Genomic DNA, 24,287 nt, shown 5'->3' with positions numbered 1-24,287 from the left:
TATTAACCGAATACGTTTTGCAATCCCTTTTTTATTGTTTCAGGATCGAGTTCTTCTTCATTCGCCGCATCCAACTCAGACAAACCCGCCAGGAGCGGTTCGTCGGCTTCTTCTTCATCCTCCACCATCGCGCCGGTCGAGGTCCCTAGAGTTGCATCGCTCCCAGCAGTCGAAGGAAGGCTGGCGAAAAAGGCAGGCGACGGCTGTTGAACAACCCAGGGCGGAATGCCGTTGCCGATCAGGATCTGGCGGATGACGGCGCCAGGATCCTTCATCTGATCGAGCCACCAGATGAGCGGCGCCTCCCGAGGATTGCACTCATCCAAAGGAAGGTCTATGCGGTAATGCCTCATTTGTTTTCTCCGTAGCGCATCACGGCCAGTTTCAAGAAGCCCAGGGCGTTGGCAAACTGGATAACGTTCCAATCGCCCGTCACCGCTTCGCCCTGGAACTCGTCCTGGACGAGCAGGATGTCGGGGAAGGTTTCTTTCAGGAAGGGGTACATCACATAGCCGCCGCCACCGACGAGGATCATGGCCCGGAATTCCATGTGGTTCGGCCACTTCGCTGCGATCTCACGGACGATTTTTCTCGCCACGCGCGAGGCTGACCCGTCGATCACCGAGGAAAGGTCATAGACCTTCCCCTTGACCTCCACCTTCCGCTCCCGGAGCATCTGGTCGACTTCGGCCAAACGAGGGTAGTAATGATCAAAGTTTTTCATTAAAAAGTCCCGAATATCCATGAGAATCTTGTGGGTCCCGCCGTCATTGACGGAAAAGCTGCGCTGGTCGACGAATTTCAGGTCTTCCATATAGATACAGTCAGTCGTCTTCGTGCCCCCGTCGATGATGCCGATCTTGCCACGGGCCAGACGGGGCGTGCGAACCTCGGAACGGAAGTCGAGGATCTGGTTGAAGATGGCACCCCCGGCCTGGGGGAAGATCTCAAAGTCGCGGATGCGTATCAACCGCACGTCCTGCCCATGGATCTTGACGAAGCGGGACATCTGGTGGGCCCGCAGCTTGTCCTCGAAACGGGCCTTCTGGGTGCGGTAGAAGTTAATCGGCAGGCCTAGGTAGATGTTCACATCCTGATCAGGCTTGTCGCTGACCAGGGCCAGGGCCGTATAGACGAGCACTTCAAAGTCGATGTTGAAGATCTTGTCGGGGTCGATATCGAGTTCCGCTTCCGTCTCGCGCAGGGCCAGGTTGCCCACAAAATAGCGCCGTCCGTCAACATCGACGACGAGGTTGTCCAGCGGGTCATTGGAACCGAAGCCGGACAGGATATGCAGTTCTCGGCCTTCGCCGACGATGCTGGGAAACAGCGCCCAGCGGCCGTTTCCGGCAACCACCTTCACATAACCGAAACCGATGTCGAGTCCAACGGTCAGATTCTTTCCCTCACCGGATTCAAATCCCGGCAACTGTCGCACTCGGGCCCCTTGTATGCTCATGGCGCTTCAAATCCTCCGGTACTTGTACTTTAGCGTCTCTTTCGACAAATCAATTGTCAAATCCTCTTAAGGAAAAAAGCGGTTCAACGCCTCCAGCACGCCCATCGAACTGCGCGCCGCGGTGACATAATCGGCCTCATGGTGAAGCGCCTCGGGGGCGTTGGCCACATAGACCCCTACGCCGGCCCAGCGGATCATGGTCAAGTCGTTCTGGTTGTCGCCGATCGCCATCACTTCACTTTGTTCAATGGATAACGTCGATGCCAGGTGGGCTAGGGCAGCCCCTTTGGACGCCTCGGGATGGAGGATCTCGATAAAGTAGTCGTGGGAGTTGGTGATGGCGACGGTGTGGTTCATATGTTCGAGGATTTCCTGGGTCAAGGCCGGCGTGATCGCCGGATCGGTCATCAGGACGAACATGGTCGGATGGCGATCGGGAGCGCCCTCCAGGTGGGACGCCAGATCGTCGACGAGGGTGAAGGACATACCAAGCCCCTGCTCATAGTTGGTGGTGTACTCGTGGGGCGTGTCGGTGAAGACCTTATCGCCGTGAAAGGAGTAGCGCAATGCGTCGCTCTTTTTTTCCTGCAAAAACTGCAGCACCGCCAAAGCTTGTTGCGCATCGAGCACGCGGTGGTGGATAATGCGCCCATCAGACGGGTGGCGGATCACGGCGCCGTTGCAGGTGATCATGGGCGCCTGCAAGGCGAGCTGTTGGGCGTAACGCAGGGCTGATGGGTAGATCCGCCCCGTAGCAATGACAAAGATGACACCGGCCCGGCGCAGTTCGGCGATCCGCTGGACGACCGCTTCAGGGATTCGTCGCTTTTCGTCGAGAAGCGTGCCGTCTAAGTCCAATGCCACCAGCCGGAGGGGGCTCATCGAGGCCTCCATGACCAGGTGTAGCCTTGAAAATGCAGGTTTGTCTCCCGGCAGAAGGCTTCGATTTCCACAAACTGGTCGACAGGCAGGGTGATCTCCCACTCGGGCTTCTTTTGCGGGTTGCTCCCCTGCTCCTTCTGCCCCGCTTCTTCCGTCAAAGTCCGAGGGATCAATTGGAAGGCCACTTGCTCCACAGTCAAGTGGCCTTCTTCGATCCGCTCTTCCCGCCGGATAACGGCGTCGATGGCGCAGACGCCTCGCCAGATCGCCGTATGTTGGCCTGTTTTCAGGCTGAGGGTCCCTTTTTGGCCGACCAGGGAGGCGAGGGCGACCCCCAGGATGTTTTCCCGGGGGTCAGAGGTGACATATTCCGTGCCAGCCAAGTGATAATTGCCCATGGGCGCACGCTCCTAGAGGCTGTAGTTGGGGGCTTCCTTGGTGATGGTCACGTCATGGGGATGGCTTTCCCGCAAGCCAGCGGCGGTGATCCGGATAAAGCGGGTCTTCGTCATCAGGTCTTCGATGTTGGCGCAGCCGCAGTAGCCCATGCCGGAGCGCAGGCCGCCGACGAGTTGGAAGACCGTGTCGGCCAGGGGGCCTTTATAGGGAACGCGTCCCTCGATGCCTTCGGGGACCAGTTTCTTGTCGTCTTCCTGGAAGTAGCGGTCTTTCGAGCCTTCCTTCATGGCGCCCAGGGAGCCCATGCCGCGGTAGACCTTGAAGCTCCGCCCCTGGTAAATCTCGATGTCCCCAGGGCTTTCCTCGGTGCCGGCCAGCAGGCTGCCGATCATGACCACATTGGCACCGGCGGCGATGGCTTTGGTCACGTCGCCGGAGAATTTGATGCCGCCGTCGCCGATGATGGGGACGTTCCGTTCCCGGGCGGCTCGGGCACATTCAGCGATGGCCGTGATCTGGGGCACGCCGATGCCGGCGACGACCCGCGTCGTGCAGATGGAGCCGGGGCCGATGCCCACCTTGACACAGTCGGCGCCGACGGCGATCAGGTCGGCTGTCGCTTCATAGGTGGCCACGTTGCCGGCGATAACGTCGATCTGCGGGTACTCGCCCTTGATTTTCTCCACCGTGTTCAAGACGCCCCTGGAATGGCCGTGGGCCGTATCAACGACGATGGCGTCGACGCCGACAGAGACGAGGGCCTTCACCCGCTCCATCGTGTCGGCGGTAATGCCGACGGCGGCGCAGGCGCGCAGACGTCCGCGCTCATCCTTGGTCGAGTTGGGATACTGACGGGCTTTTTGGATGTCCTTGATGGTGATCAGGCCTTTGAGATGGCCTTCATTGTCGACGATGGGGAGCTTTTCCACCTTGTGGTGACGGAGAATCTCTTTCGCTTCGGCGAGGGACGTGCCCATAGGCGCCGTGACCAGGTTGTCCTTGGTCATGACAGTCTCGATAATCTTATCGAAGTTGGTTTCAAAGCGCAGATCCCGGTTGGTCAAGATGCCGACCAGTTTTCCCTCTTCATTGGCGATGGGCACGCCGGAGATGTGATACCGCTCCATGATCGCCAGCGCGTCCGTCACTTTATGTTGCGGCGACAGGTAGATCGGGTCGGTGATGACACCGTGTTCCGACCGCTTGACCCGATCGACCTCGTGGGCCTGCTGGTCAATGGTCATGTTCTTGTGGATGACACCGATGCCGCCTTCCCGTGCCATGGCGATCGCCATGCGCGAATCGGTGACCGTATCCATACCGGCTGACATGAGGGGGATATTCAAACGGATGCGCCGGGTCAGCCAGGTGTGTGTATCTACATCCCGGGGAAGCACCTCCGATTTGGCGGGTACGAGCAGCACGTCATCAAAAGTCAAACCTTCTACAATGTTTAGCAAGTCACTCACGTGACCATCTCCTTTCCAGGACCAGAGCCCTTGTCCTCTCTTCTACTCTACTCCGATTTATTCGGATTATCCAAGGTTGCAGAAACCATCTTCGACCGGTGGAATTGCCCCCAGACTCTTACCCTTCATTTTACCACAAAAAGAGGGGGCTTTGAAAATTATTTCTGCCATCGCGAAGCGTTGGCAACGCTGGCAGCAGTTCCTTTTTCCCCCCGTCGCTGCGTCGACAGCGTCTGCGTCAACAACAAGGACATGTACTGGGACGGTTACAGCCAGACGGCGATTTTCTTTAATGGAAACCAGGTCTTCCAGTTTCGTATCAGCAGCAACCAGATACTGGTCGACGGTGGCACAGTGACGATGGACACGGCCCCGGAGATGGTCAAAACAGCCAGCGGATGGTTCCCGTGGGCGACTGGCGAAGGCGCTGGCGGTATAGGCGGTGTGGTCTGGGGAAACACAGGCAGTGATATTGCGTAGCGCCGCCGGGGGATAAAAAAGCAAAAACCTTCTCATCTTTTGTAAGCAAGATAGAAGGTTCTTTGCTGATTGGCTTACAGTTTGTAAGATTGTTTTAGACTTTAGCGTTTGGGGGACAGTAACTCTCCAGTCTATTCAAACCGGTCCAGATGCTCATAAACCACATACGTCGGCGCAGAAGCGACAAAGCGGTCAATCAAAAACAGGATGACCGTGATATCGTCCAACTCCCCCAACAGCGGAACCAGGTCGGGAAGCAGGTCGAGCGGCCAGAGCAGGTATAAAACGCTGATACCGACGAAGAGCGCTTTATTGACCAGCGGCACCCGGTTGTCCCTCAACAGGGCGTACAGCAACCGGGTGGAGCGGGGCAGGTTAAACAGCAGCCGCATCCGTTGCCAAAAACCGGGCGACTGAAGGGACGGCACATGAATCCCCCCATCCAATTTGATTCCAGTACTATTCTACCCCCCTTTGGCCGCTGGGAAAAGCCCCTGGGATCAGGTGGGTCACATCATTGATCCGCTCGATGATGCCCTTGCCGTCGTAAAACTCGATGATGTTCAGCGCCGTGTTGTCCTGGCGGAGCTGCCAAGCCCGGTCGAGATCCACTTCCAGGATAGCGCAGAGCAAGGTCCGGATCGTTCCACCGTGGGCGACGATGGCGATCCTCTCCCCTTCGTGCTTTTTCACCACTTCCATCAGCGCTTCAACGGCGCGACACTGGACGATGGAAAAGCTCTCGCCGCCCGGCAGGTGCAGCTTGCCCGGCGCGCTGTGCCAGATTTTGATCTCCTCCGGGTAAGCCTTCTCGATCTCGGGAAAGGTCAAGCCTTCCCAGGCGCCAAAATTGCACTCCCGGAACCGCGGTTCCAGGATGACTTCTTTGCCGTGACCGTCAGCGATCGCTTGCGCCGTTTCGACAGCCCGGCTCAGATCGCTGGCAAAGACGCGGTCGATTTTTTCCCCGGCCATCCGCCGCACCAGCAACCGGGCCTGCTCCCGCCCCTTGTCACTCAGCTTTACGTCGCTGTGTCCCTGGTAACGCCGCGCCAGGTTCCATTCTGTCTCGCCATGGCGGATCAAGTAGATGCGGGTCAAAGCATTCCCTCCTCTGCGAGCACCGCCCTCATGGCCTCGATCAGCCTGTCGGTGGCCGCCTTGTCTCGAACGGCCAGTCGCAAGTAGCGTTCTCCCAATGATAAAAAGGTATTGCAGTTGCGCACCAAAATCCCCTGGCGGCGCAGCCGATCTGTCCATTCTGTCGAGGTGATGCCACTTTCCTCGACACGAAGAAGGATAAAATTGGCGTCAGAGGCTAGCGGCGTCAGCCCCGGCAGTCCGGCAATCTGCTGAAAGAGGTAGTCCCGCTCCCGAGGAAGCTGCTCCCAGGTCTGACAGTGATACTCCCGGTCAGCCAGGGCGGCCACACCAGCTGCCTGGGCCAGGTGGTTGACCACCCAAGGGTCGCGCCGACTGATGATGGCGTGAATGATGTCCCGGTGGGTGATCAGCGCGCCGAGGCGCAGCCCCGGGATGGCAAAAAACTTGGTTAGCGAATAAAGGATGGCCAGACGGTCGCTCCCGGACGCTTCCAAGCAACAGCTTAAGGCCCGTCCGCCGGGGACAAAGTCGAGAAAAGATTCGTCCACGAGCAGGCGAACCGGCGACGACGCGGCATAAGCCAGGACGGCCTCTTTTTCTTCCGCCGTCCAAACCCAGCCCGCCGGGTTGTGGGGCGTACATAAGATCGCCGCGTCACAGCCCTCCTCCTGGAGGGCTGTTTTCCATGCCTCCACATCAAGGCGGAACTGGCACGTTTCATCGAGCCGCAGGCGCACCGCCTCTCCGCCCTGGGCGATGATGGCGCGCTCGTATTGGCCGAAGGCCGGCTCAAGGATGAGCACACGGCGGGCTTTTACCGCATGGAGCCAATGATCGAGCAGGTCGACGGCGCCATTGCCGGCGCAGATCGACGCCGGTGGAACAGAGAGGTGATCGGCCAGGGCGTCGATCAATTGGCGGCATCTGGGATCCGGGTAGTGAACGACCTGGTCGATGCTTTCCTCGATGGCCTTGCGCACCGATGGCGGGAGGCCTAAAAAGTTGATATTGGCGCTCAGGTCCAGGATCTCCCCAAAGGGGACACCGCCATTCCGGGCGGCGCTCCACACGTCGCCGCCGTGACGGTAGGAAGGCGACTTGATCTTATCTTGCTCCGTCATAACGCTGCGTCCCTCCCCAGCCGGCTGGCGTTGGTATAGCGCGGCCCGCCGCCGACGAGGCGGTAGCTGCCCAGGCGGTTCCAGCGTGGGCAGCGCCCTTCTATCCATGCAGCAATCCTACCGATCCTCTGGCGCTTGCCTTCCGGCACCAGCACGCCAAGGGCGGTTCCGCTGTGAGCTACATTGACCCCAACGGCGCCAAGGGATCGGACGCCGCCGATGATCTCCGTAAGGGCTTCTTTGGGCAGGATCCCTTGATTGGCCTGGGCGCTCAAGGTAGCCCCTTCCCCGATCCGTCCCGGATCGCCGGTCCGCAAGCCCTGGGTGATCAAGGCGAAAGCCCGCCGGACAAAGACTTCCTTTTGACGGTTCGCTTCTAGCAGGTCGGCCCGGCTGTTGAACTCGACCGTATCAACCTCTCCGCCCAGGTCATAGGCCAGGATATGCAGCGGCGGAACGGGCGGCATCCCGACCGTCTCCCCCCAGGAGCCGCTCCGGTGATCGAAGACAGCGATGCCGGGGAAAAAGAGACCGTCAGAGGGCTCCACGGCGATGGCGATGCCGGCCATCTCGGTCGCTGTCAGTTCCCGTCCCAGAGCCCGGGCGACGGCGAAGGTGGCCGCGCAGATATCGGCGGTGCTCGTCGCCATTCCTTTGCCCGAAGGCAGCGGATTGTCCACTTCAATCTGGATGTCAAAGCGGCCCGCCAGCTTCCACCCAGCCAGCAAGGCGGAGACAGCCCGAGCGGCCTTGGGGCGAGCGGCGAGGCCGTCGATTCGGCCGCTCCCTGGTGTCAGGAAGGCACTGGCCGTGACCCAGGCATCAATGGGACAGGTGAGGTGCAGGAAGCGGTCTCCGATCAGTCCCTGGGCCAACTCACCGCAAGTTGCCGGTATTTGCGCCTGTGCGTACACGTCAGATGCCTCCTTCCGGGCCACGAATCGCCTCAACTCATTTTTAGCAGGAGAAGTGCCATCAACAAAAGTAGCACCTCACCGATCTCGCAGGTGGCGCCGTAGATATCGCCCGTCAGCCCGCCGAGAAAACGGGTGAGCTTCCCTCCCCACCAGCGGAAGAAGAGCCAGAGCAGTGCCAGGGCGGCCCAACCGGCGAGGCCGGCAACCAGCCCCACCACGGTTGCGGCAAAGATCGTCCCCACCGCCAGCACTGATCCGTCGATATAGCGGTTGAAAAGCGATGCCATCCCCTGGCTCCGGGCGTAGGGAAAACGGCTCATCATGTAGACGACGGCCCAGCGCCCCGCCATGGGCATCCACAGCAGGGTGAGCAGCAAGGGACTGAAGCCTTGAACAGATGCCTGATCCGGACCAACCCCCTGCTGTCCAATTCCGTATTGAACCAACCCTTGATGAGCTAAAAGATCGGCTTGTCCAAAATACAGTCCGGACAGACAGTTCCAGGCAGGCCACTGCTCCGGGATGTGGTTTGGGCCGCCCATCTGCCAGAGGGCATAGATAGCGGCGGCCTTCGTCATCAACAGCACCGTCACGGCCAGCACCGAGTGGGCGCCCACACGAGAGTCGCGCATGATCTCCAGCACCCGTTCCGGTTTGCGGGCCGAGAAGATGCCGTCAAAGGTGTCCATGAAGCCGTCCAGGTGAATCCCGCCGGTGAGGTACAGGTGCAACCCCAGCAACAGGGGCGGCAGGACCACTGGCGGAAAAATGCTGCTGATAATCGCCGCCCCGCTGCTCAGCAACAGGCCGAGCAGCAGGCCGACGGCAGGAAGGTAGAGAAAGGATCGGCCGAAGTCCTCATCGCCGCTCTCCCCCATGGCTCCTACCGGCAGGCGGGTGAAAAAAGAGAGGGCGAGGCGAAAACGCAGCCATGGCCGGACAAACATATCAATCGAGCGATTCGCTGACGCCGGCGCTTGAAAAGGTGGCCATCTCGTTGGAAATCTTGATGGCCGCGTCGATCACGGTCATGCCCAAAGCCGCGCCGGTACCCTCGCCGAGGCGGAAATTCATCATCAGCATCGGCTTGAGGCCGAGGTAATCGAGCATGAACTTATGGCCGGGCTCTTCAGAGAGGTGGGAACCGATCATGTAGTCGCGGGCCTGCGGGCAGATCGTACCGGCGATCACCGCCGCCGCACCGGAGATGAAGCCGTCGATGACCACCGGGATCCCTTGGGCAGCTGCGCCGAGACAGACACCGGCAAGACCGGCGATCTCCAGGCCGCCCACTTTGGCGAGCACGTCCAGGCCATCGGCGCGATCGGGCTGGTTCAGTTCCAGGGCTCTTTTGATGGCGTCAATCTTGACCTGCAGTTGCTTGTCGTTGACGCCGGTGCCCCGTCCGACCACATCCTCGACAGCGAAGCCGCCCAGACAAGCGATGATGGCGGCCGACGGCGTCGTGTTGCCGATGCCCATCTCGCCGGTGCCGACGATACGGATCCCACGCTGAACAGCCTCCGCGACGACCTCGGCCCCGGTGAGGATGGCCTGAATCGCCTCGTCACGGGTCATGGCCGGCCCCTTAGTCATGTTCTTCGTCCCATAAGCCACCTTGCGGCGCAACAGGCCGGGCAGATCAGGCATGTCCACGGCGATACCCAAGTCGACACAGATCAGATCGGCGCCGGCGTGGCGAGCCAAGACGTTGATACCGGCGCCGCCGTTGGCGAAATTGAAGACCATCTGAGGCGTCACTTCCTGCGGGAAGGCGCTGACCCCCTCTTCCATGACGCCGTGGTCGCCGGCCATCAGGATGATGGCCTTGCGAAGGGTTTCCTTCGGGATCTCGCCAAAAATCCCAGCCAGCCGTTTGGCCATGTCTTCGAGCACGCCCAAGCTACCCCGCGGTTTGGTCAGGTCGTCCAGGTGAACTTGCGCCGTTTCCATGGCTTCTGTGTTCAGGGGTTTAATCTGTTCGATCAGGGCTTCCAGTGTCATCGTCGAGTCCTCCCTTACATTCTCCATCAAAAATGAAATCATACCTCATCCAATCCATGCTACCCGTGACAAACTGGTCCGTACCGTAAATGAATCGCAGGTGAATTTGCGCGTTAATATTCAATCCCCCGCCGGGAAGGGCTGACCCCATCGGCGAGCGGGTGTTTTTGCGGAATCAATTCTGTGACCAGGTGGGCCTGCTCGATGATTTCCGGCGGCATGCGCCGTCCCGTGAGCACCACTTCCATCCCCGACGGGCGGCTGTTTAACAGGGCCAGCACCTCTTCCGCAGTCGCATAGCCCCGGGTCATGATGTAGCTCACCTCGTCGAGGACGACCAGGTCGGCCCGCCCCCCCCGCAGCACCTCGCCGGCATAGTCGAGACCGAGGCGAGGCCAGGGATTGTCCGGCGCCCGGTTGCGGCGGAAACAGTCGCCACAGTTGACACAGTGGGCCGCTCCAGATCGGATCAGCGCCCCCTGGGGACAGCCCCAGCCGAACTGGGTGATGCTGATCTGAGGCAACCGCTGGATCGCGTACAGTTCCCCCATGTAAGAACTGCCTTTTTGAAACTGGATGATCTCACAGCGCTTGCCGTGACCGGCGGCGCGCAGGCAGAGCCCCAGGGCCGCCGTCGTTTTGCCTTTGCCGTCGCCGGTGTAGACCTGGATCAGTCCGCGGTTCATCAAAGGCTCCCCCCTTCCCGCTGAAAGCGGCCGAGCCGGCCCACTGTCAGTCCCGATTGAACACCAGCGGCGCGATGGCTGAGGCGCTTACCGAAATGATCCATCGCCGCTGGAAAGGCGGAGAAGTGAAAGTGAAAATAGGAAGCTGTCAAGGTGCCTTGACTGTAGCCGTCGGGGCGGATTTCCGGCGTCTCGCCGGAGACGCTCGTTTTGGCGAGGATGAAGGCGGGGCTCGAAAGGGCATCCGGGGCGAAGTTGGCGTCGGAGTAATGAAACTCATGGCCGCGCAACCGGTCACCAGGGCGACCGAGCAGGCTGTCTCCCGCGATCTCGGCCGTTACATAGCCCAGGGCGCGCCGCTTTTTACCCATCACACAGGTAGCCGGGACGAGATCGGCCAAGGGATACTCGCGACCGTTGCTGTCTTGAATGGACCGGCAGAGGGTCATAAAGCCGCCACACTCAGCGTAGATAGGCATCCCGTTCCGGTGCAGGTAAGCCAGTTCCCGCAAAAACGCGCTGTTTTCCGCCAGTTGCTCCAGGAAGAGTTCCGGGTAGCCTCCGCCCAGATAAATGCCGTCGATGCCCCCCGGTATCGGATCGCCCTCGACCGGCCGGAAGGGGATCCACTCAATGCCGCGCTCGGCCAGATCGCGCAAGGCATCTTCGTAGTAAAAATGAAAGGCCTCGTCGCGGGCGATCGCCACCCGCGCTCGTGGAAGCGCGAGGGCCGCTTCCCGCCGATCCGCTAAAGCGGATTCCTGAGGTTCCTTCGACGGATAAAAGGGGAATTTCTCCCTTTGCCGCCCGATCCCTGCTTGGCTTTCCACACCTAACCATTCCTGTGCCGCTCCCATATTTCCTGCCTGGTGGCCGGCGGCGAAGTCAGCCATCCGCTCTAGGAGCCGGTCCACATCCAAGTGTTCCTCGATCACATCGGCCAGAGACTGCCAGTAGGTTTCGAGGGAAGCCGTCTTTTCGACAGCCGACACGAGCCCCAGGTGGCGTTCCGGCATCGGCTGGACCGCGTCGCGCGGAAGACAGCCCAGGACCGGGATCCGGCAAGCCTGCTCCACCGCCTGGCGCACCATCCGGCCGTGCCGCGCCGAGCCGATCCGGTTGAGCACTACCCCAGCCACTGGAAGAGACGGCTTGAGCCGACAAAAGCCATAGACGACAGCAGCGATGCTCTGGGCGGCTGAACGGGCGTCCACGACCAGGACAATGGGGGCTCGCAATAACTCCGCCAGGGCGGCTGTGCTCCCGGCCCCGCCCGGCGGCTCCCCAGCGGCGCCGTCAAAGAGTCCCATGACGCCTTCGACCAGAGCGACCTGCGCCCCTTCGACAGCCCGCCGGAATAGGCGCTCGACCGTGTCCCCATCCATCATCCACGTGTCCAGGTTGGAACAGGTCCGACCGGTGATCAAGCGATGGAAGGTAGGATCAATGTAATCGGGTCCTGTCTTAAAACTTTGCACCGTCAGCCCCCGCCGCTGCAAGGCCGCCAAAAGGCCCATGGTGACGGTGGTTTTTCCAGCGCCGCTGTGGACGCCGGCGATCACGACAGAAGGGATCATTACAACCACTTTCCTAATCCGAAAAGAATTGCCGAACCGGCCAGGGCAAAGAGGGCTGTCGTCAGCGCCATCACCCGCACCGCTTGGTCGATATGGCGGGCCTCCAGCTTGACAAGCGGCTGACCCATCGTTGCCCGGTGGGAAGGCCGTCCCCGGTAGTAATTCAAGCCACCCAACTGCACTCCCAGGGCGCCGGCCATGACCGACTCCGGGATACCGCTATTCGGGCTCGGGTGACGGCGGGCGTCGACCTGCCAGGTGGCGATCATGCGTTTGAGCGGGAAGCCCATCAGCGTCCCTGCCAGGACCATGCAGAGGCCCGTCAACCGGGCAGGGATGTAATTGGCGACGTCATCGAGACGGGCAGCGAAGCGGCCGAACCAGAGGTAACGGTCGTTCCGGTAGCCGATCATGGAATCGAGGGTGTTGACTGCCTTATAGGCGTAGGCGCCAGGGATGCCGAACAGCAAGGCGTAAAAGAGCGGGCTGGTAATGCCGTCGACGGTGTTCTCCGCCACCGTTTCCACAGTGGCCCGGACGATTTCGCTTTCATCGAGGTCCGCCGTGTCGCGACCGACGATCCAGGAGAGCTTCCGCCGTGCCTCCACCAAGTTTCCCTGAGTGAGGAGCCCTTTGATCTCCAGGGCGGCCTCAGCCAAGCAACGCCCGGCGAAGGCGATCCCGAGCAGGATGGCGGCAACCAGTTTCCCGAGGATTGTCGACCACGTCCATGTCAAGGCTGCGTCATCCTCCGGCGTTCCGAAGCCGGCCAGATGAAGAGCCAGCATTACGAGAAGAGCAACGATGAAGGTGACGGTTATCGTGGCAATCGATAGCGCCATTCCCCGGACAAAGGCCGAGTGATTTGCGCGAGTTGGAGCGCTTGTCCCCGCATTGTCAGAAACGCCCTTCCCGACTTGTGCTGATTGGTAATCATCTGCGCTGTTCGATACGCTGTTCCGATTCGCCGAGGGGTAGAGTCTTTTTTCTAAATAAGCGATCAGCTTGCCGATGCCGATGACCGGATGGGGCAGCCAGCGCGGGTCACCCACCAGGCTGTCATAGACGAGCGCCAGTAGCAAGGTGAGAGCGCCGATAGAGAGACCGAAATCGAGAAAGAGCAGCAGTTTATTCAGCAATAGCGGCAGGGGTGGGTTCATGGGGGGTCACCCGACCTGCGGACTGGTAGTCCCCGGAGCGTCGCCAAGCCCCTGAGAGCCTATTCGCTCAGAACCTGCAAACCCCTGTTTGCCGTCCGGTCCCGCCAATCCGACGATCTCATAGAGCAAATCCATGCGCAGGCTCTGGCGGACGATCTCGCCCAGGCGGTCATAATCCTGTTCTCGCCGTTCCCTGATCGAGGGGATGCCGGCAAAATCGATCTCCGGTAGACCCTTTTTCCGACGCAGGGTATTCAGCAGGTGATGACGGAGCGGTTCGTTATCGAAGATGCCGTGCAGGTAGGAGCCGATGACCAGGCCGTCGCCGCCGACCAGGCCGTCGATGACGTCCACCGCCTCATCACCGCGCTGCCGGATCCGGCAGAAGGCCGGCTGATCACCGGTTGGGGTGCTTTGACCCATATGAATCTCGTAGCCCTGGACGGTCAGGCCCTGCAAAGGCGACAAGAAGGGTCCCGGTCCGCATAGGGTGGCCGTGGCCAGGCGAGTCACTTTTTCCGCCTCCATCGTCGTCACCATATCAAGGAGGCCTAATCCGGCGATGGACGGGAGGGAGCTTTCCACCCCGCAGGGATCGGCGATTTCTTTCCCGAGCATCTGATAGCCGCCGCAAATCCCCCAGACCGGGGCGCCCTTCGCAGCGTGGGCCTGGATCTCTCGGTCGATCCCCTTTTGGCGAAGCCAGCGCATGTCTTCGATCGTGTTCTTCGTGCCCGGGAGGATGACTAGATCGGGCTTGCCCATTTCACCGGCTGCTTCAACATAGCGGACCCGGGCCACGCCCTCCGCTCCCAGGGCGTCCAGATCGGTAAAGTTGGAGATGCGGGGCAGGCGGATAACGGCGATGTCGAGCATTTCGCCCGAAGGGACCTGCCGTTCCGCTTTTTCTAGGGCCACCGAGTCCTCCTCCTGGATGTTTAACCCCCGGAAGTAAGGGATGACACCGAGAACAGGGATCTTCGTGTAATCCTCCAAAAAGTCGACGGCCGGTTGGAGTAGCGAGATGTCGCCACGAAACTTATTGATGACGATCCCTTTGACCTGCTCCCGCTCATCAGGGTCGAGCAGCGCCAGGGTGCCCACGACAGAAGCCAGGGCGCCGCCGCGGTCAATGTCAGCTACGAGCAGTACCGGCGCGTCGGCCATCTTGGCCACCCGCATGTTGGCGATATCGCGGGCTTTTAAGTTGACCTCAGCCGGCGATCCGGCGCCTTCGATGACGATGACGTCATACTCGGCGTGAAACTTGTCGAGACAGGCCTGGATCGTGTCGAGGGCTGACGTGGCATATTCTAAGTGGTACTCGCGGGCGCTGATGTTGCCGATGGGGCGTCCCAGGACGATCACCTGGGAGGAGGCCTGTCCCGTCGGCTTCAGCAGGATCGGGTTCATCTCCACCTGCGGTTCCAGCCCCGCTGCTTCTGCCTGAACGACCTGAGCCCGCCCCATCTCGCCACCGTCACGGGTGACATAGGAGTTGAGGGCCATGTTCTGGGACTTAAAGGGCACCACCTTGTGCCCATCGCGGTAGAAGATGCGACAAAGGGCCGCCGCCAGCACGCTCTTGCCGACGTTGGAACTGGTGCCTTGCATCATAATGGCTTTGGCCATAGGTGACTCCGCTCCCTTCCCCTGAACGGGGCCTTGCTATCAGGATACCTGCCGGTCAGCGTCTCGCCATTTGGTCGAAGGCGCTTTTGAAGGCGCAGCTTGCTTTTGCCCGGTCACGCTTGTGAAGGCGGCCCTTTGATCTGCAACGGGCAGCCGGAGACGGTGAGGTACACTCGGAGGGCTTCGGCAGCAAAAGCCTGCTGCACCCGGCCGGCCGCGTCGCGGAAGGCGCGGCTAAGTGGATCAGGGGGAACGATCCCCCAGCCGACTTCGTTGCCGACGGCGATCACCGTCGCCTGGGAGTCCCTGGCCCGCTTGGCCGTCTGCCGGGCCAAGTCGACGAGGGCCTGTTCTTTTTGGGCGCCCCAGTCTGCTTCATTGTACTGGGGCAGCAGCAGGTTCGTCGTCCATAATGTCAGACAGTCGATGAGGAGCACCCGCCCCGCCTCATCCCATTCGTCGAGCACCCGCGCCAGATCGAGCGGTTCTTCGACAGTCTGCCAGGCGGCGGGGCGGCGCTGCCGGTGCGTGTCCACGCGGCGGCGCATCTCCTCGTCGAAGACACCGGCCGTAGCCACGTAGACCACCTGCTCCGGCGTTGCGCCCGCCGCCTCAGCAGCCAGTTGTTCCGCCCAAACGCTTTTTCCGCTCCGGGCGCCACCGGTGACCAGCACCAATTCTCCAGACTGAATATGCATCAATGTCAACGCCTCTTCGTGATATACTGATTGCATGAATACAGACATGATCACCACCAAAATGATTCCCAGAATCAGATACCGTTGCCGACAGGTCCTTCAGGCCTGGCGACCGCGTTTCTCTGAGGAGGAACTGGCTTGGGTCGACGCCTTCCTCACGCCAGAGGAACAGTCCGTTTTCTTTACCATGGCCCCCGCCGACCGCCGCCATGCCCTCAACGTGGCCCATCTCTGCCGTCTCGCGGCCACCCGGAGTGACGAGTCCAACGGGCTATCTGCCGAGGAAGAGCGCTTGCTGTTGAAAGCCGCCCTGCTCCATGACATGGGCAAGCGCAACGCAGGAATCGGCTTGGCCCACCGCATCCTCTACGTCCTCGTCGGCGCACAGGCTAGGCGGGAGGATGGCGCTGGTTTTGATGGCTGGCCGCTGCTGGGAACGTTGTTGGGGAAGCCGCTGACCGTCCTCGCCTGCCATGCCTCTCTCGGCGCGGAGGAAGCGGAGCGTCGACGCTGGGCGCCTGATTTGGTGCAACTGATCCGGCGTCATCACCATTCCCCTGCGGGGAACGGTCCTGCCGGCGTTGCGGAAGCGGACCAAGGGAAGACGGACAAGCTTTTGTCGCTGCTACAAGAGGCTGATAACCGCTGTTAGCCGGGATACAGCCAGTTAGGCTATGAAATCAGCCTTCACGCTTTTTAGGCAAGTCGGCGTCTAGAACATAAAGTTAGGAGATCTGTCACAAACAGCTAAGGCATCTGCAACAACATGGCATTGACGATGGCGGCGGCGATAGTGCTGCCGCCTTTGTTTCCTGTCACTGTAATATAGGGAATATCGGCCTCGGTCAAGGCTTCCTTCGATTCGGCGGCGCCGACGAAGCCCACCGGTGTGCCGACGACCAGCGCCGGACGGCATTGGCCAGCTTTCACCAGAGACAGCAGGTGGAAAAGGGCCGTCGGCGCGTTGCCGATGGCGATGACGGCGCCGTTCATTTCCGGCGCCAGTATGTCGAAGGCGGTCATGGCCCGCGTCTTGCCGGTCCGTTGCGCCTCGGCGACGACACGGGGGTCGTTGATGGCGCAGACGGAATCGCCCCCCTTGTCGGAGAGGAGTCGGTTATTGACGCCCACACGGACCATGTTCACATCGGTGAAGACCGACGCTCCCCGGGCCAGGGCGGCGATGCCGATGGAAACGGCGCCAGTGCTCCATTTGACCAGCTTGGTAAACTCCGGGTCGCCTGTCGTATGGACGACGCGCTTGATCACCTTACGCTCCTCTTCCGAAACAGGCAACGGCCCAATCAATTCGTCAATGATCTCCATGCTTTTTGTCTCAATAGCGCGGGGATCGGTGATGTAGTCCATTAACTGACCTCCTGGATTCGTTCATAAATCAACTGGGCGATGCGCTCATCGGCGCCCAGCGGACGTCCCACCGTCACCTGGATGTTCGGGTAGCGCTTTTGCAGTTCTTCCAACTCTTCCGGGATGTCCTTTTGAATATGAACGCCGTTGTACAAAAAGAGCGGGATCACCTTGACATCATCGACGCCTGCTTCGACCAGTTGAGCCAGCCCTTCGGCCATGCTCGGTTTGGCCAGTTCCATAAAACAGACAACCAGGGGTTCGATCTCGTGTTTTTCCTGGACCATGCGGCCGATGTTCACCGCATGGTTGTTGGCCTCTTGAAGGCGGCTACCGTGGGCGATCATCAAAATCCCTGTTTTCATCGTTACACACTCCTTATTTCTTCAGCTCCAGCCACCCTTTGGCCCAAGCCAGGGCTTCCGGAAGATCGCTCGTCGCTTGGGGATAGGGCAGGACGGGCCGGCAGAGGAGGATCGTCTTCAGCCCCAATTCAGCAGCGGCGCGGAGCTTGGCGTCGGCGCCTCCGACAGCGCCGCTCTCCTTAGTGACAAGCCAGCGTGTCTTTGTCTGAACGAACATGGCCCGGTTCATTTCCTCGCTGAAGGGGCCCTGCATGGCGATGATTTGGTCCGGCTTAAGTCCCAACTCCAGGCATTGCCGCAGCGAATCCAAATCAGGCAGGACACGGGCGATGGGACGGAGCTTTTTTTGCAACAGTTGAGGCACCACTTGCGGGAGCGCCCGGCTGCCGGTGGCCAGGAACACCGTCTCCCCTTCTGCAGCCGCATCAAGCGCTTCTAGCGCCTCCTGCCAACTCCTCACCGTGATGATGTCACGGTGTTCGTCAATGCCCACGGAAGGCCGTTCATAGCGGAGATAGGCGATGTCCTCCCCCGCCGCCATCTGGATCAGATTCTCCGACACGGCGCGGGCGAAGGGATGGGTGGCGTCGATGACAGCAACGATCTTTTTTTCCTTGACGAAAGCGGCCATCGCCGGAAGGTCCAAGGCCCCCTGATGGACCAGTACTGTCTCGGAAAAAGCCTCCTGAAGAAGGTGGGCGCCATACTCACTGACTACGCTGGCAATGACCGGCAATCCGGCTTTCCAAATCGCTTCGATCAACTGGCGGGCGTCCTGCGTTCCGGCGACAACCCAGATCACCAGCGGTATCCCCTCGGCGTGATCATCCAGCCGTCTCGGATATAAGTCTGAGAGTTGCCGATGACCAGGACGGTGAACATGTCGATGGGATGTTCCAAAAACTCGCCCAGGGTAGTCAAAACCCGTTCCTCCCCCTCCCGCCGGGCGTTGCGGACGATGCCCACAGGCGTCACGGGCGGGCGGTGCTGGAGCAGCAGTTCCCGCACCTCTTCGATTTGGTGGACCCGCTTCGTGCTCTTCGGGTTGTAGAGGGTGATGATGAAGTCGCCGGCAGCGGCGTTCTCAACGCGCCGCCGGATAAGTTCCCAGGGGGTGAGCAGGTCGCTCAGGGAGATGACGGCGAAGTCGTGCATCAACGGCGCGCCTAGGACGGCGGCGGCGGCGGTAGCCGACGTGACGCCGGGCATCACCTCAATGGTGACTTTTCCCTGGGCTTCCCGCTGTTGCACCGCTTCCAGGACCACGCCGGCCATGCCGTAGACGCCAGGGTCGCCGCTGGAAACGACGACAACGGCTTTGCCCTCCAGGGCCAGATCGACGGCCAGGAGCGCCCGGTCGATCTCCTTGCGCATGCCGGAGGCCTGCACGTTTTTTCCCTCGATCAGGTCTTCAATCAATTTCACATAGGTGATGTATCCGACGATCACGTCGGCCTGGGCGATGGCTTGCAGCGCCCGTCCCGTCATCTGGTCCCGGTTGCCTGGTCCCAGTCCGATGACGGCCAGGGAACCTCGGCCAGTGCCACTGTCACTGGGCCGACAACCTTTTTCTTCAACAGGAGACGCGCTTGCGGATGTATCAACAGTGCAGTCGGTTCGCATACGGCTTTCACTCCAATCGCATCGGCCACAAATCGGGAACCGCCGATCTCCCTGTGGCTGGCGCAGTAGGCTTGGATTTCTTCGGCGGAAAAAGTGCGGAAGGGCGCTTCATATTCTTTCGCCAGGGCGATGAGGGCCGGTTCATCGGCTTTCACCCAGGCGCTGGCGATAGCGGCGAGGCAACGGGGATGGACACCGGCTGCCTCGCAGGCTTCCCGGAGGGCTTGCACCACCTGTTCCAGGGAAACCCCGCGGCGACAGCCGATTCCGGCGACAAGACAACGAGGAAAGAGCCGGAGATCGGCAACCGGTTCCTCCCAGTGAGCGGATAATAAAACCCGCTGTGGACCTTCTTGTCGGTTAGCTGCTTCCTGGGTTACTGATTCGGGAGTTTCCTCTTTGGGAGTTTCTGCTTCAGGAGTTTTTGCTTCCAGAGTTGCCGATTCCCTATTTGCTGCTTCCGGATTTGTTGCTTCCGGATTTGCTTCATCAAGGATTGTCCCCTTCGAGGGGAGGACCCCCGAAGCTTCCGGCGCCCGCAGGGGTTGCCAGGGAAAAGCCGCTTCTAAAGACGTCAACACCGGCAAGAACCGTTCATCCGCCAGCCACTCGATGGTGTCGCCGCGCAGTTGGGCCGAGGCGATTTTCTTCACAGATGTCCATGGTTCGATGCGGGCGCCCCAGCGGCGGGCGAAGGTATCGATAGCTGGCAATCCGGCCACATCAGTGGCAGTGGTGATCACCGGCACAGCGCCGGTGCGCCGGCCCACCTCTTCCGCCAGTTCGTTCGCCCCGCCCCAGTGGCCAGCAAGGACGCTGATCGCAAAGCAGCCCCTTTCATCGAGGGCAATCACCGGGGGGTCGGTGCGCTTGTCGGCAATCCGCGGCGCCAGCAGGCGGACAAGGATGCCGAGGGCGCCGATGAAAAGAATCGGCTTTCCCTCGGAGAAGATCTGTCCGAAGGTGTCCCGCAAGGGGAGGTGCCAGTAAGAGATTGCAGCCTCAACAGGTTCATCCATGATGGTCCCGTCGGCAGGCAACCACAGCCGCGCCTCCGGAAAAACCTTGCCGATGCGCCGGGCCAGGGCGCTCCCGCCCGGCGTCAGCGCCAGCACGTTCACTCGCCGCTCCCCCGTTCCGCCTCCCGGTATCCGTGAGTAAACTCGGGATGATAGAGGAGGGAACGCTGGTACGGCCCTTCGAGGAACTGGCCCACCATGATCATGGCCGTGCGGGAGATCCCGGCATCGGCCACCTTGCAGGCGATATCCCGCAAGGTTCCCTGGACAGCCTTTTCATCAGGCCAGGAGGCTTTGTAGACGACGGCGGCTGGCGTGTCTTCGGGATAGCCGCCGGCGATCAATTCGGCTGTCACCTGATCGAGAAGGTGGGTGCTGAGAAAGATGCAGAGGGAAGCTTTATGTTGGGCCAGTCCGGCCAGGGACTCCTTCTCTGGCACCGGTGTCCGTCCAGCCAGGCGAGTGATGATCACCGTCTGGGAGACGTCGGGGAGGGTAAACTCCTTGCGCAGGCTCGCCGCGGCAGCCAAGAAGGAACTGACGCCGGGGATGACCTCATAGGGGATGCCCAGTTCGTCGAGGGTGTCCATCTGTTCCCGAATGGCGCCGTAGATGCTCGGATCGCCCGTATGCACCCGGGCCACTTTTTTTCCCTCGGCCACGGACCGCTTCATGACATCCAGCACCGCCTCCAGAGTCATCGAGGCGCTGTTATGGATCTCTGCGTCAGGGCGGCAGACGTAAAGGACGTCCGGATTGACGAGCGTTCCGGCGTAGATGACCACATCGGCCTCAGCAAGGCGCTTCTGCCCCTTGACGGTGATCAAATCAGGATCGCCCGGTCCCGCTCCGATAAAACTGATCAAATCGACATCCCCTTTTCTTTGACAATCAACAGACTGAGATAATCGAGCTTTTGCTCGACCAGGGAAGCCAGGTCACAGACGATCCGCTCCTCCGGCGTTCCGCAGCGGGCCACAAAGGCAGCCGATTCGGCCCGCCCCTCCTCTTGCAACACCCGATAGATCTCATCGAAGCGGGAGGCCACCTTCATCAGCACAAGGTTGGGAAACTGCCGCAACAAGGGACGCAGTTCCTCAGGGTCACGCAAAGCCGGTACGACGACCAAGGGCTCCTCTCCCTCGGCGAGAGGGAGGTTGAGCCGGGAAGCGCTGGCGGAAAAAGAGGTGACGCCGGGGACGCTCTCGACAGATACAGCCGGTTCAATCTCCCGGAGCGCTTTTAACAGGTAGCCATAGGTGGAAAAGAGCAGGCAGTCGCCGATGGTGACGAAGGCCGCATCCTTCCCGGCAGCGAGCACCTGGTAAATCTGTTGCGCCGCTTCCTTCCAGGCATCCCGGAGGAGGCGGTCATCCTGGGTCATGGGCAGGTGCAGCGACGCCACCTCTGCGGTCTCGGGCAGGATGTCCCGGATGATGGTCAGCGCCACACCCTCGCCGCCCCCCTTGCCACGGGGCGTAAAGATCACCGGCGTCGTCTCCAACAGGGCGACGGCCCGCCGCGTCAAGAGCGACGGATCGCCCGGCCCGACGCCGATGCCGTAAAATCGGCCCAACATTCAGCCACTCTCCTTTCGGGTCCAGATGATGGTGACAGGATTCTGACTTTTCCACAGGTGAACGGAACCGGCCGGCTCCAACCGGTTCACCTGGATCTGACTGGCCTGAAAAGGGATCCCCTTTTCCCGCAGCCATTGGGTAGCGGTAAAGACCGTTTCGACAGTGACGGCGTTGAGGACCAGCCGGCCGCCCGCCTTCAGGCGGCGCCAAAGGGTCTCCAGGATCTCCGGCAGTTTTCCGCCGGAGCCGCCGACGATCACCGCGTCGGGCGCCGGCAGATCGGCCAGCGCCTCCGGCGCCTCGCCCAACACGGCAACGAGATTGTCCACGCCATGCTTGCGGCCGTTGGCTTCGATCAGATCGCAGCCGGCCTGGCCCCGCTCCACGGCGAAAACCTTTCCACCTCGGGACTGCAAGGCTGCTTCCACGCTGATCGAACCGGTGCCGGCGCCCACATCCCAGACGATATCCCCTGGCCCGACCTGGGCACGGACCAGCGTGAGCGCCCGGATGTCCGACTTAGTCATGGGGACCTGGCCGCGGACGAAGGCATCATCAGGCAAACCGATGGCAGGCGGTTTGCTGTTCGATTTGGCCTCAACGCCGCCCTGTACGATCAAAAGAGACGGTCGATATGCACCTGTTTTCGCGAGTGCAATTGTATGTACAGTGCCAGCCTCAACCGATTCATTTTTATAACCGAGGTTGCGCGTCACGAAGGCGCGCCGTTCCCCCTCCCCTTGTGCGTCAAGGTAAGCAGCGATCGCTTCGGGCGAATGGTCCGGATCGGTCAGGAAGGCAACCCACCCTGCATGGGTCAGGGCAGCAAGGGCATCCCCCATAGGTCGACCATGCATGCTCTTCCAGGCAGCCTCCTGCCAGGGCAGTTTGAGGCGTGCGAAAGCCATCTGCAAGGAACTCAGACCCGGGATGACCCTAAGCGTGTCGGCCCCAAGGGAACGGACCAGACGAGGCAAGAGGCTGTAATAGCCGGGATCGCCCGATACGAGAACAGCGACGCGCCGGGACAGACGTTCCGCCGCGATGTAATCGATCAGATCATCGAGATGGCGGTCGATGATCCTGCCAGGTTTGTCATACCTGGCGAAGAGCGCCAGCGCCCGAGGACCTCCGACGAGCAATTCGGCTTCCTCGACCGCTTGCAGCGCCGCCGGTGTCAAATATTCTTCTGTGCCGGGACCGATGCCGACGACGGTGACCGGAAATCCCGGTCTAGTCCCGGAAGCGTTGCATGGCGACTCCACCCTAGCGGTTCTCCCTTCAAATCGGTGAATATGACGGAAACGGTTCTTCCAAAGCGTTGTGCCGCTTTTTCGGCGGACACGTCAGCCAGGTGGTGAAACAAGTCCAGACGTCGGGCCCCTTTGAGCAGTTCCACCGTCGCTTCGGCCGTGTTGGCCTCCAACAGCGCTCGGACAATTTCCAAGGGCAATCCGCAGAGAGCTGCATGGGCGGCAATGATCTCTCTGCGCCCGTCGGCGACATGGCTGTGGGTGTGAAAGATGCCGCCAGCCACCTTGACCAGCTTCCCCACATGACCCCAGAGGAGAACCTCCTGAACGCCCTTCTTGGCGCAGGTGTCCAGCATATGGCCGACGAAGTTGCTCATCAGCACAATAGCGTCAGCGGGCGCCCCCCGCTGCTCCAAACCGCGCCGGCCCATATGGCCGGGCGTCAGAAAAAGGGTCCGGTGTCCGGCCGCCAAGGCCACATCGATCTGCGGTTCCAGGCTGTGTTTGAAGGCCTCTTCGGACATGGGATTGACGATGCCTGTCGTCCCCAAGATGGAGATGCCGCCGACGACGCCCAAGCGGGGGTTCAATGTGGATGGCCCAACCCGCTCCCCTTCCGGCGCCCAGACGATGAGGCGAACCCCTTTGCCAGGTGGAAGCGCTTCTTTGACAGCGTCGGTGATCATGGCGCGCGGCGTCGGGTTGATGGCCGCTTCCCCCACCGGAACGGCCAAACCCGGTTTGGTCACCCGTCCGACACCCAGTCCCCCGTCGATGTGAATCCCTTCCGGGGCAGGCCATGCAGTTACACGGATCGCCATGCCATGGGTCGCGTCAGGGTCGTCGCCGCCGTCCTTGATCACCTGGCAGGTGACTTTTCCAGTCTCGATGACTGAGGGTTCATGGTCGTCGATCCGCTCTGCCCGGACTATCAGCCGGTCGCCTTGAGGCAAGGGGATCTCCACCATCAGCAATTCGTCATCGGGCAGGAAAGTTTCATCCGCTTGAGATGGATCGGCTCGCAAGGAGCGATCCACCTTGCGGAACATATTAAATACATTCCCCTTCGAAACAGCGGGAAGCTCAGTCCTATCATCGGATGCTTCGGCAAGGGTTCCATAGATCAGCCCTGTCGCCGCCTTGGCCGCAGCGGCGGCGCAGGAGCCCGTCGTATAGCCTTTTCGCAGTTGTTCCCACTCTCCCCGCCCATAAAAAAAACCCACCCCCTCAGCAAGGTGTGGGATTTGACACAAATGAAAACCTGAGGAATTAAATGACCATTCCCCGGTCCGGTCACCTCCCCCGTAGCGCGCGGGTTCTTGCGGTGGGGGCAGTCAGGTCTCCTGGCTTAGGCTCATCGGCACGCTTCGCCTTCCCGGTTCCCCGGTGGCTATAGAAGCGCCCTCCCCATCACAGTGGCGGCACCGCGTCGGATTCACACCGACTTCCCTGCGTCATACGTGACGCCTGCCCCGAATATGCGTAATGTGA

General features: G+C 60.9%; 27 protein-coding genes and 1 riboswitch. Of the genes, 2 read left to right on the top strand and 25 right to left on the bottom strand.

Features of this window, described 5'->3' with window-relative positions; translation table 11 throughout:
* Positions 1-2 precede the first annotated feature (2 nt).
* The 5 genes from AC0CW1_RS03435 to guaB form a co-directional block, all read right to left on the bottom strand.
* Positions 3-353, bottom strand: a complete 351-nt coding sequence (locus AC0CW1_RS03435) for a hypothetical protein (RefSeq protein WP_488181684.1) — start codon at positions 351-353, stop codon at positions 3-5.
* The gene (locus AC0CW1_RS03430; RefSeq protein WP_488181683.1) at positions 350-1,459 is read right to left on the bottom strand and encodes a ParM/StbA family protein; all 1,110 of its coding nucleotides are present in this window, start codon (positions 1,457-1,459) and stop codon (positions 350-352) included. Before AC0CW1_RS03430 ends, AC0CW1_RS03435 begins: the two co-directional genes overlap by 4 nt.
* A gap of 66 nt (positions 1,460-1,525) precedes the next feature.
* Positions 1,526-2,341 (bottom strand): Cof-type HAD-IIB family hydrolase, encoded by an 816-nt coding sequence (locus AC0CW1_RS03425; protein WP_488181682.1) that lies wholly within the window; start codon positions 2,339-2,341, stop codon positions 1,526-1,528.
* Positions 2,338-2,739, bottom strand: coding sequence for a hypothetical protein (locus AC0CW1_RS03420; protein ID WP_488181681.1), 402 nt, complete (start codon positions 2,737-2,739; stop codon positions 2,338-2,340). The genes AC0CW1_RS03425 and AC0CW1_RS03420 overlap by 4 nt, the downstream gene beginning before the upstream one ends.
* Before the next feature lie 12 nt (positions 2,740-2,751).
* Complete coding sequence (gene guaB / locus AC0CW1_RS03415) at positions 2,752-4,209, bottom strand: IMP dehydrogenase (RefSeq protein WP_488181680.1); 1,458 nt, start codon at positions 4,207-4,209, stop codon at positions 2,752-2,754.
* A 180-nt stretch (positions 4,210-4,389) separates the two neighbouring features.
* On the opposite strand from guaB, the gene AC0CW1_RS03410 reads away from it, so the two are divergent.
* Positions 4,390-4,689 carry a stalk domain-containing protein gene (locus AC0CW1_RS03410; protein ID WP_488181679.1) on the top strand — a complete coding sequence of 100 codons (300 nt, stop codon included), beginning with the start codon at positions 4,390-4,392 and terminating at the stop codon, positions 4,687-4,689.
* 131 nt (positions 4,690-4,820) lie between these two features.
* Here the strand turns inward: AC0CW1_RS03410 and AC0CW1_RS03405 are convergent, their stop codons facing one another.
* From AC0CW1_RS03405 to cobU, 11 genes are all read right to left on the bottom strand, one after another.
* Positions 4,821-5,117, bottom strand: coding sequence for a DUF1232 domain-containing protein (locus AC0CW1_RS03405; protein WP_488181678.1), 297 nt, complete (start codon positions 5,115-5,117; stop codon positions 4,821-4,823).
* A gap of 31 nt (positions 5,118-5,148) precedes the next feature.
* On the bottom strand, positions 5,149-5,790 hold the full coding sequence (cobC, locus tag AC0CW1_RS03400) for an alpha-ribazole phosphatase (RefSeq protein WP_488181677.1): 642 nt from the start codon (positions 5,788-5,790) through the stop codon (positions 5,149-5,151).
* Complete coding sequence (gene cobD, locus AC0CW1_RS03395; RefSeq protein ID WP_488181676.1) at positions 5,787-6,914, bottom strand: threonine-phosphate decarboxylase CobD; 1,128 nt, start codon at positions 6,912-6,914, stop codon at positions 5,787-5,789. The genes cobC and cobD overlap by 4 nt, the downstream gene beginning before the upstream one ends.
* Positions 6,911-7,828 carry a GHMP family kinase ATP-binding protein gene (locus AC0CW1_RS03390; RefSeq protein ID WP_488181675.1) on the bottom strand — a complete coding sequence of 306 codons (918 nt, stop codon included), beginning with the start codon at positions 7,826-7,828 and terminating at the stop codon, positions 6,911-6,913. The genes cobD and AC0CW1_RS03390 overlap by 4 nt, the downstream gene beginning before the upstream one ends.
* Positions 7,829-7,860: 32 nt before the next feature.
* Positions 7,861-8,778 carry an adenosylcobinamide-GDP ribazoletransferase gene (locus tag AC0CW1_RS03385; protein WP_488181674.1) on the bottom strand — a complete coding sequence of 306 codons (918 nt, stop codon included), beginning with the start codon at positions 8,776-8,778 and terminating at the stop codon, positions 7,861-7,863.
* A gap of 1 nt (position 8,779) precedes the next feature.
* Positions 8,780-9,835: a nicotinate-nucleotide--dimethylbenzimidazole phosphoribosyltransferase gene (cobT, locus tag AC0CW1_RS03380; protein ID WP_488181673.1), complete on the bottom strand. Its 1,056-nt coding sequence runs from the start codon at positions 9,833-9,835 to the stop codon at positions 8,780-8,782.
* 113 nt (positions 9,836-9,948) lie between these two features.
* Positions 9,949-10,521 (bottom strand): cob(I)yrinic acid a,c-diamide adenosyltransferase, encoded by a 573-nt coding sequence (locus AC0CW1_RS03375; protein WP_488181672.1) that lies wholly within the window; start codon positions 10,519-10,521, stop codon positions 9,949-9,951.
* Entirely contained in the window at positions 10,521-12,098 is a 1,578-nt protein-coding gene (locus AC0CW1_RS03370) for a cobyrinic acid a,c-diamide synthase CobB (RefSeq protein WP_488181671.1), read from the bottom strand. The genes AC0CW1_RS03375 and AC0CW1_RS03370 overlap by 1 nt, the downstream gene beginning before the upstream one ends.
* Entirely contained in the window at positions 12,098-13,258 is a 1,161-nt protein-coding gene (gene cbiB / locus AC0CW1_RS03365) for an adenosylcobinamide-phosphate synthase CbiB (RefSeq protein ID WP_488181670.1), read from the bottom strand. Before cbiB ends, AC0CW1_RS03370 begins: the two co-directional genes overlap by 1 nt.
* Before the next feature lie 6 nt (positions 13,259-13,264).
* Positions 13,265-14,890, bottom strand: a complete 1,626-nt coding sequence (locus tag AC0CW1_RS03360) for a cobyric acid synthase (protein ID WP_488181669.1) — start codon at positions 14,888-14,890, stop codon at positions 13,265-13,267.
* A gap of 113 nt (positions 14,891-15,003) precedes the next feature.
* Positions 15,004-15,588 (bottom strand): bifunctional adenosylcobinamide kinase/adenosylcobinamide-phosphate guanylyltransferase, encoded by a 585-nt coding sequence (cobU, locus tag AC0CW1_RS03355; protein ID WP_488181668.1) that lies wholly within the window; start codon positions 15,586-15,588, stop codon positions 15,004-15,006.
* Between the two features lie 46 nt (positions 15,589-15,634).
* Here cobU and AC0CW1_RS03350 point away from each other — a divergent pair, with 46 nt between their 5' ends.
* Entirely contained in the window at positions 15,635-16,240 is a 606-nt protein-coding gene (locus AC0CW1_RS03350) for an HD domain-containing protein (protein WP_488181667.1), read from the top strand.
* A 95-nt stretch (positions 16,241-16,335) separates the two neighbouring features.
* On the opposite strand, the gene AC0CW1_RS03345 is transcribed toward AC0CW1_RS03350, so the two are convergent.
* Genes AC0CW1_RS03345 through cbiD form a run of 9 tightly spaced genes read right to left on the bottom strand, consistent with a single transcriptional unit; the run spans position 16,336 to position 24,019 of the window.
* Positions 16,336-16,956 carry a precorrin-8X methylmutase gene (locus AC0CW1_RS03345; protein WP_488181666.1) on the bottom strand — a complete coding sequence of 207 codons (621 nt, stop codon included), beginning with the start codon at positions 16,954-16,956 and terminating at the stop codon, positions 16,336-16,338.
* Positions 16,956-17,321, bottom strand: a complete 366-nt coding sequence (locus AC0CW1_RS03340; protein WP_488181665.1) for a sirohydrochlorin chelatase — start codon at positions 17,319-17,321, stop codon at positions 16,956-16,958. The genes AC0CW1_RS03345 and AC0CW1_RS03340 overlap by 1 nt, the downstream gene beginning before the upstream one ends.
* A 13-nt stretch (positions 17,322-17,334) precedes the next feature.
* Positions 17,335-18,123 carry a precorrin-6A reductase gene (gene cobK / locus AC0CW1_RS03335; RefSeq protein ID WP_488181664.1) on the bottom strand — a complete coding sequence of 263 codons (789 nt, stop codon included), beginning with the start codon at positions 18,121-18,123 and terminating at the stop codon, positions 17,335-17,337.
* Positions 18,120-18,809, bottom strand: coding sequence for a precorrin-3B C(17)-methyltransferase (cobJ, locus tag AC0CW1_RS03330; protein WP_488181663.1), 690 nt, complete (start codon positions 18,807-18,809; stop codon positions 18,120-18,122). Before cobJ ends, cobK begins: the two co-directional genes overlap by 4 nt.
* Complete coding sequence (locus AC0CW1_RS03325; protein ID WP_488181662.1) at positions 18,806-20,065, bottom strand: cobalt-precorrin 5A hydrolase; 1,260 nt, start codon at positions 20,063-20,065, stop codon at positions 18,806-18,808. Before AC0CW1_RS03325 ends, cobJ begins: the two co-directional genes overlap by 4 nt.
* Entirely contained in the window at positions 20,062-20,829 is a 768-nt protein-coding gene (gene cobM / locus AC0CW1_RS03320; protein ID WP_488181661.1) for a precorrin-4 C(11)-methyltransferase, read from the bottom strand. Before cobM ends, AC0CW1_RS03325 begins: the two co-directional genes overlap by 4 nt.
* Positions 20,826-21,542 (bottom strand): precorrin-2 C(20)-methyltransferase, encoded by a 717-nt coding sequence (gene cobI, locus AC0CW1_RS03315; RefSeq protein ID WP_488181660.1) that lies wholly within the window; start codon positions 21,540-21,542, stop codon positions 20,826-20,828. Before cobI ends, cobM begins: the two co-directional genes overlap by 4 nt.
* Positions 21,543-22,808, bottom strand: coding sequence for a precorrin-6y C5,15-methyltransferase (decarboxylating) subunit CbiE (cbiE, locus tag AC0CW1_RS03310; protein WP_488181659.1), 1,266 nt, complete (start codon positions 22,806-22,808; stop codon positions 21,543-21,545).
* A complete protein-coding gene (gene cbiD / locus AC0CW1_RS03305; RefSeq protein WP_488181658.1) occupies positions 22,721-24,019 on the bottom strand; it encodes a cobalt-precorrin-5B (C(1))-methyltransferase CbiD in 1,299 nt (432 codons plus the stop codon). Before cbiD ends, cbiE begins: the two co-directional genes overlap by 88 nt.
* 92 nt (positions 24,020-24,111) lie before the next feature.
* Positions 24,112-24,283, bottom strand: a riboswitch (cobalamin riboswitch).
* Between the last annotated feature and the right edge of the window lie 4 nt (positions 24,284-24,287).

The organism is Heliomicrobium sulfidophilum, assembly GCF_057715735.1.
This window is presented reverse-complemented; position numbering and strand designations above follow the sequence as displayed.

What these genes read in the sequence shown, in the direction of transcription:
- AC0CW1_RS03435 (WP_488181684.1), bottom strand. Translation starts at nt 353, where the DNA reads ATGAGGCATTACCGCATAGACCTTCCTTTGGATGAGTGCAATCCTCGG.
- AC0CW1_RS03430 (WP_488181683.1), bottom strand. Translation starts at nt 1,459, where the DNA reads ATGAGCATACAAGGGGCCCGAGTGCGACAGTTGCCGGGATTTGAATCC.
- AC0CW1_RS03425 (WP_488181682.1), bottom strand. Translation starts at nt 2,341, where the DNA reads ATGAGCCCCCTCCGGCTGGTGGCATTGGACTTAGACGGCACGCTTCTC.
- AC0CW1_RS03420 (WP_488181681.1), bottom strand. Translation starts at nt 2,739, where the DNA reads ATGGGCAATTATCACTTGGCTGGCACGGAATATGTCACCTCTGACCCC.
- cobD (WP_488181676.1), bottom strand. Translation starts at nt 6,914, where the DNA reads ATGACGGAGCAAGATAAGATCAAGTCGCCTTCCTACCGTCACGGCGGC.
- AC0CW1_RS03385 (WP_488181674.1), bottom strand. Translation starts at nt 8,778, where the DNA reads ATGTTTGTCCGGCCATGGCTGCGTTTTCGCCTCGCCCTCTCTTTTTTC.
- cobT (WP_488181673.1), bottom strand. Translation starts at nt 9,835, where the DNA reads ATGACACTGGAAGCCCTGATCGAACAGATTAAACCCCTGAACACAGAA.
- AC0CW1_RS03375 (WP_488181672.1), bottom strand. Translation starts at nt 10,521, where the DNA reads ATGAACCGCGGACTGATCCAGGTCTACACCGGCGACGGCAAAGGCAAA.
- AC0CW1_RS03370 (WP_488181671.1), bottom strand. Translation starts at nt 12,098, where the DNA reads ATGATCCCTTCTGTCGTGATCGCCGGCGTCCACAGCGGCGCTGGAAAA.
- cbiB (WP_488181670.1), bottom strand. Translation starts at nt 13,258, where the DNA reads ATGAACCCACCCCTGCCGCTATTGCTGAATAAACTGCTGCTCTTTCTC.
- AC0CW1_RS03360 (WP_488181669.1), bottom strand. Translation starts at nt 14,890, where the DNA reads ATGGCCAAAGCCATTATGATGCAAGGCACCAGTTCCAACGTCGGCAAG.
- cobU (WP_488181668.1), bottom strand. Translation starts at nt 15,588, where the DNA reads ATGCATATTCAGTCTGGAGAATTGGTGCTGGTCACCGGTGGCGCCCGG.
- AC0CW1_RS03350 (WP_488181667.1), top strand. Translation starts at nt 15,635, where the DNA reads ATGATCACCACCAAAATGATTCCCAGAATCAGATACCGTTGCCGACAG.
- AC0CW1_RS03345 (WP_488181666.1), bottom strand. Translation starts at nt 16,956, where the DNA reads ATGGACTACATCACCGATCCCCGCGCTATTGAGACAAAAAGCATGGAG.
- AC0CW1_RS03340 (WP_488181665.1), bottom strand. Translation starts at nt 17,321, where the DNA reads ATGAAAACAGGGATTTTGATGATCGCCCACGGTAGCCGCCTTCAAGAG.
- cobJ (WP_488181663.1), bottom strand. Translation starts at nt 18,809, where the DNA reads ATGACGGGACGGGCGCTGCAAGCCATCGCCCAGGCCGACGTGATCGTC.
- cobI (WP_488181660.1), bottom strand. Translation starts at nt 21,542, where the DNA reads ATGTTGGGCCGATTTTACGGCATCGGCGTCGGGCCGGGCGATCCGTCG.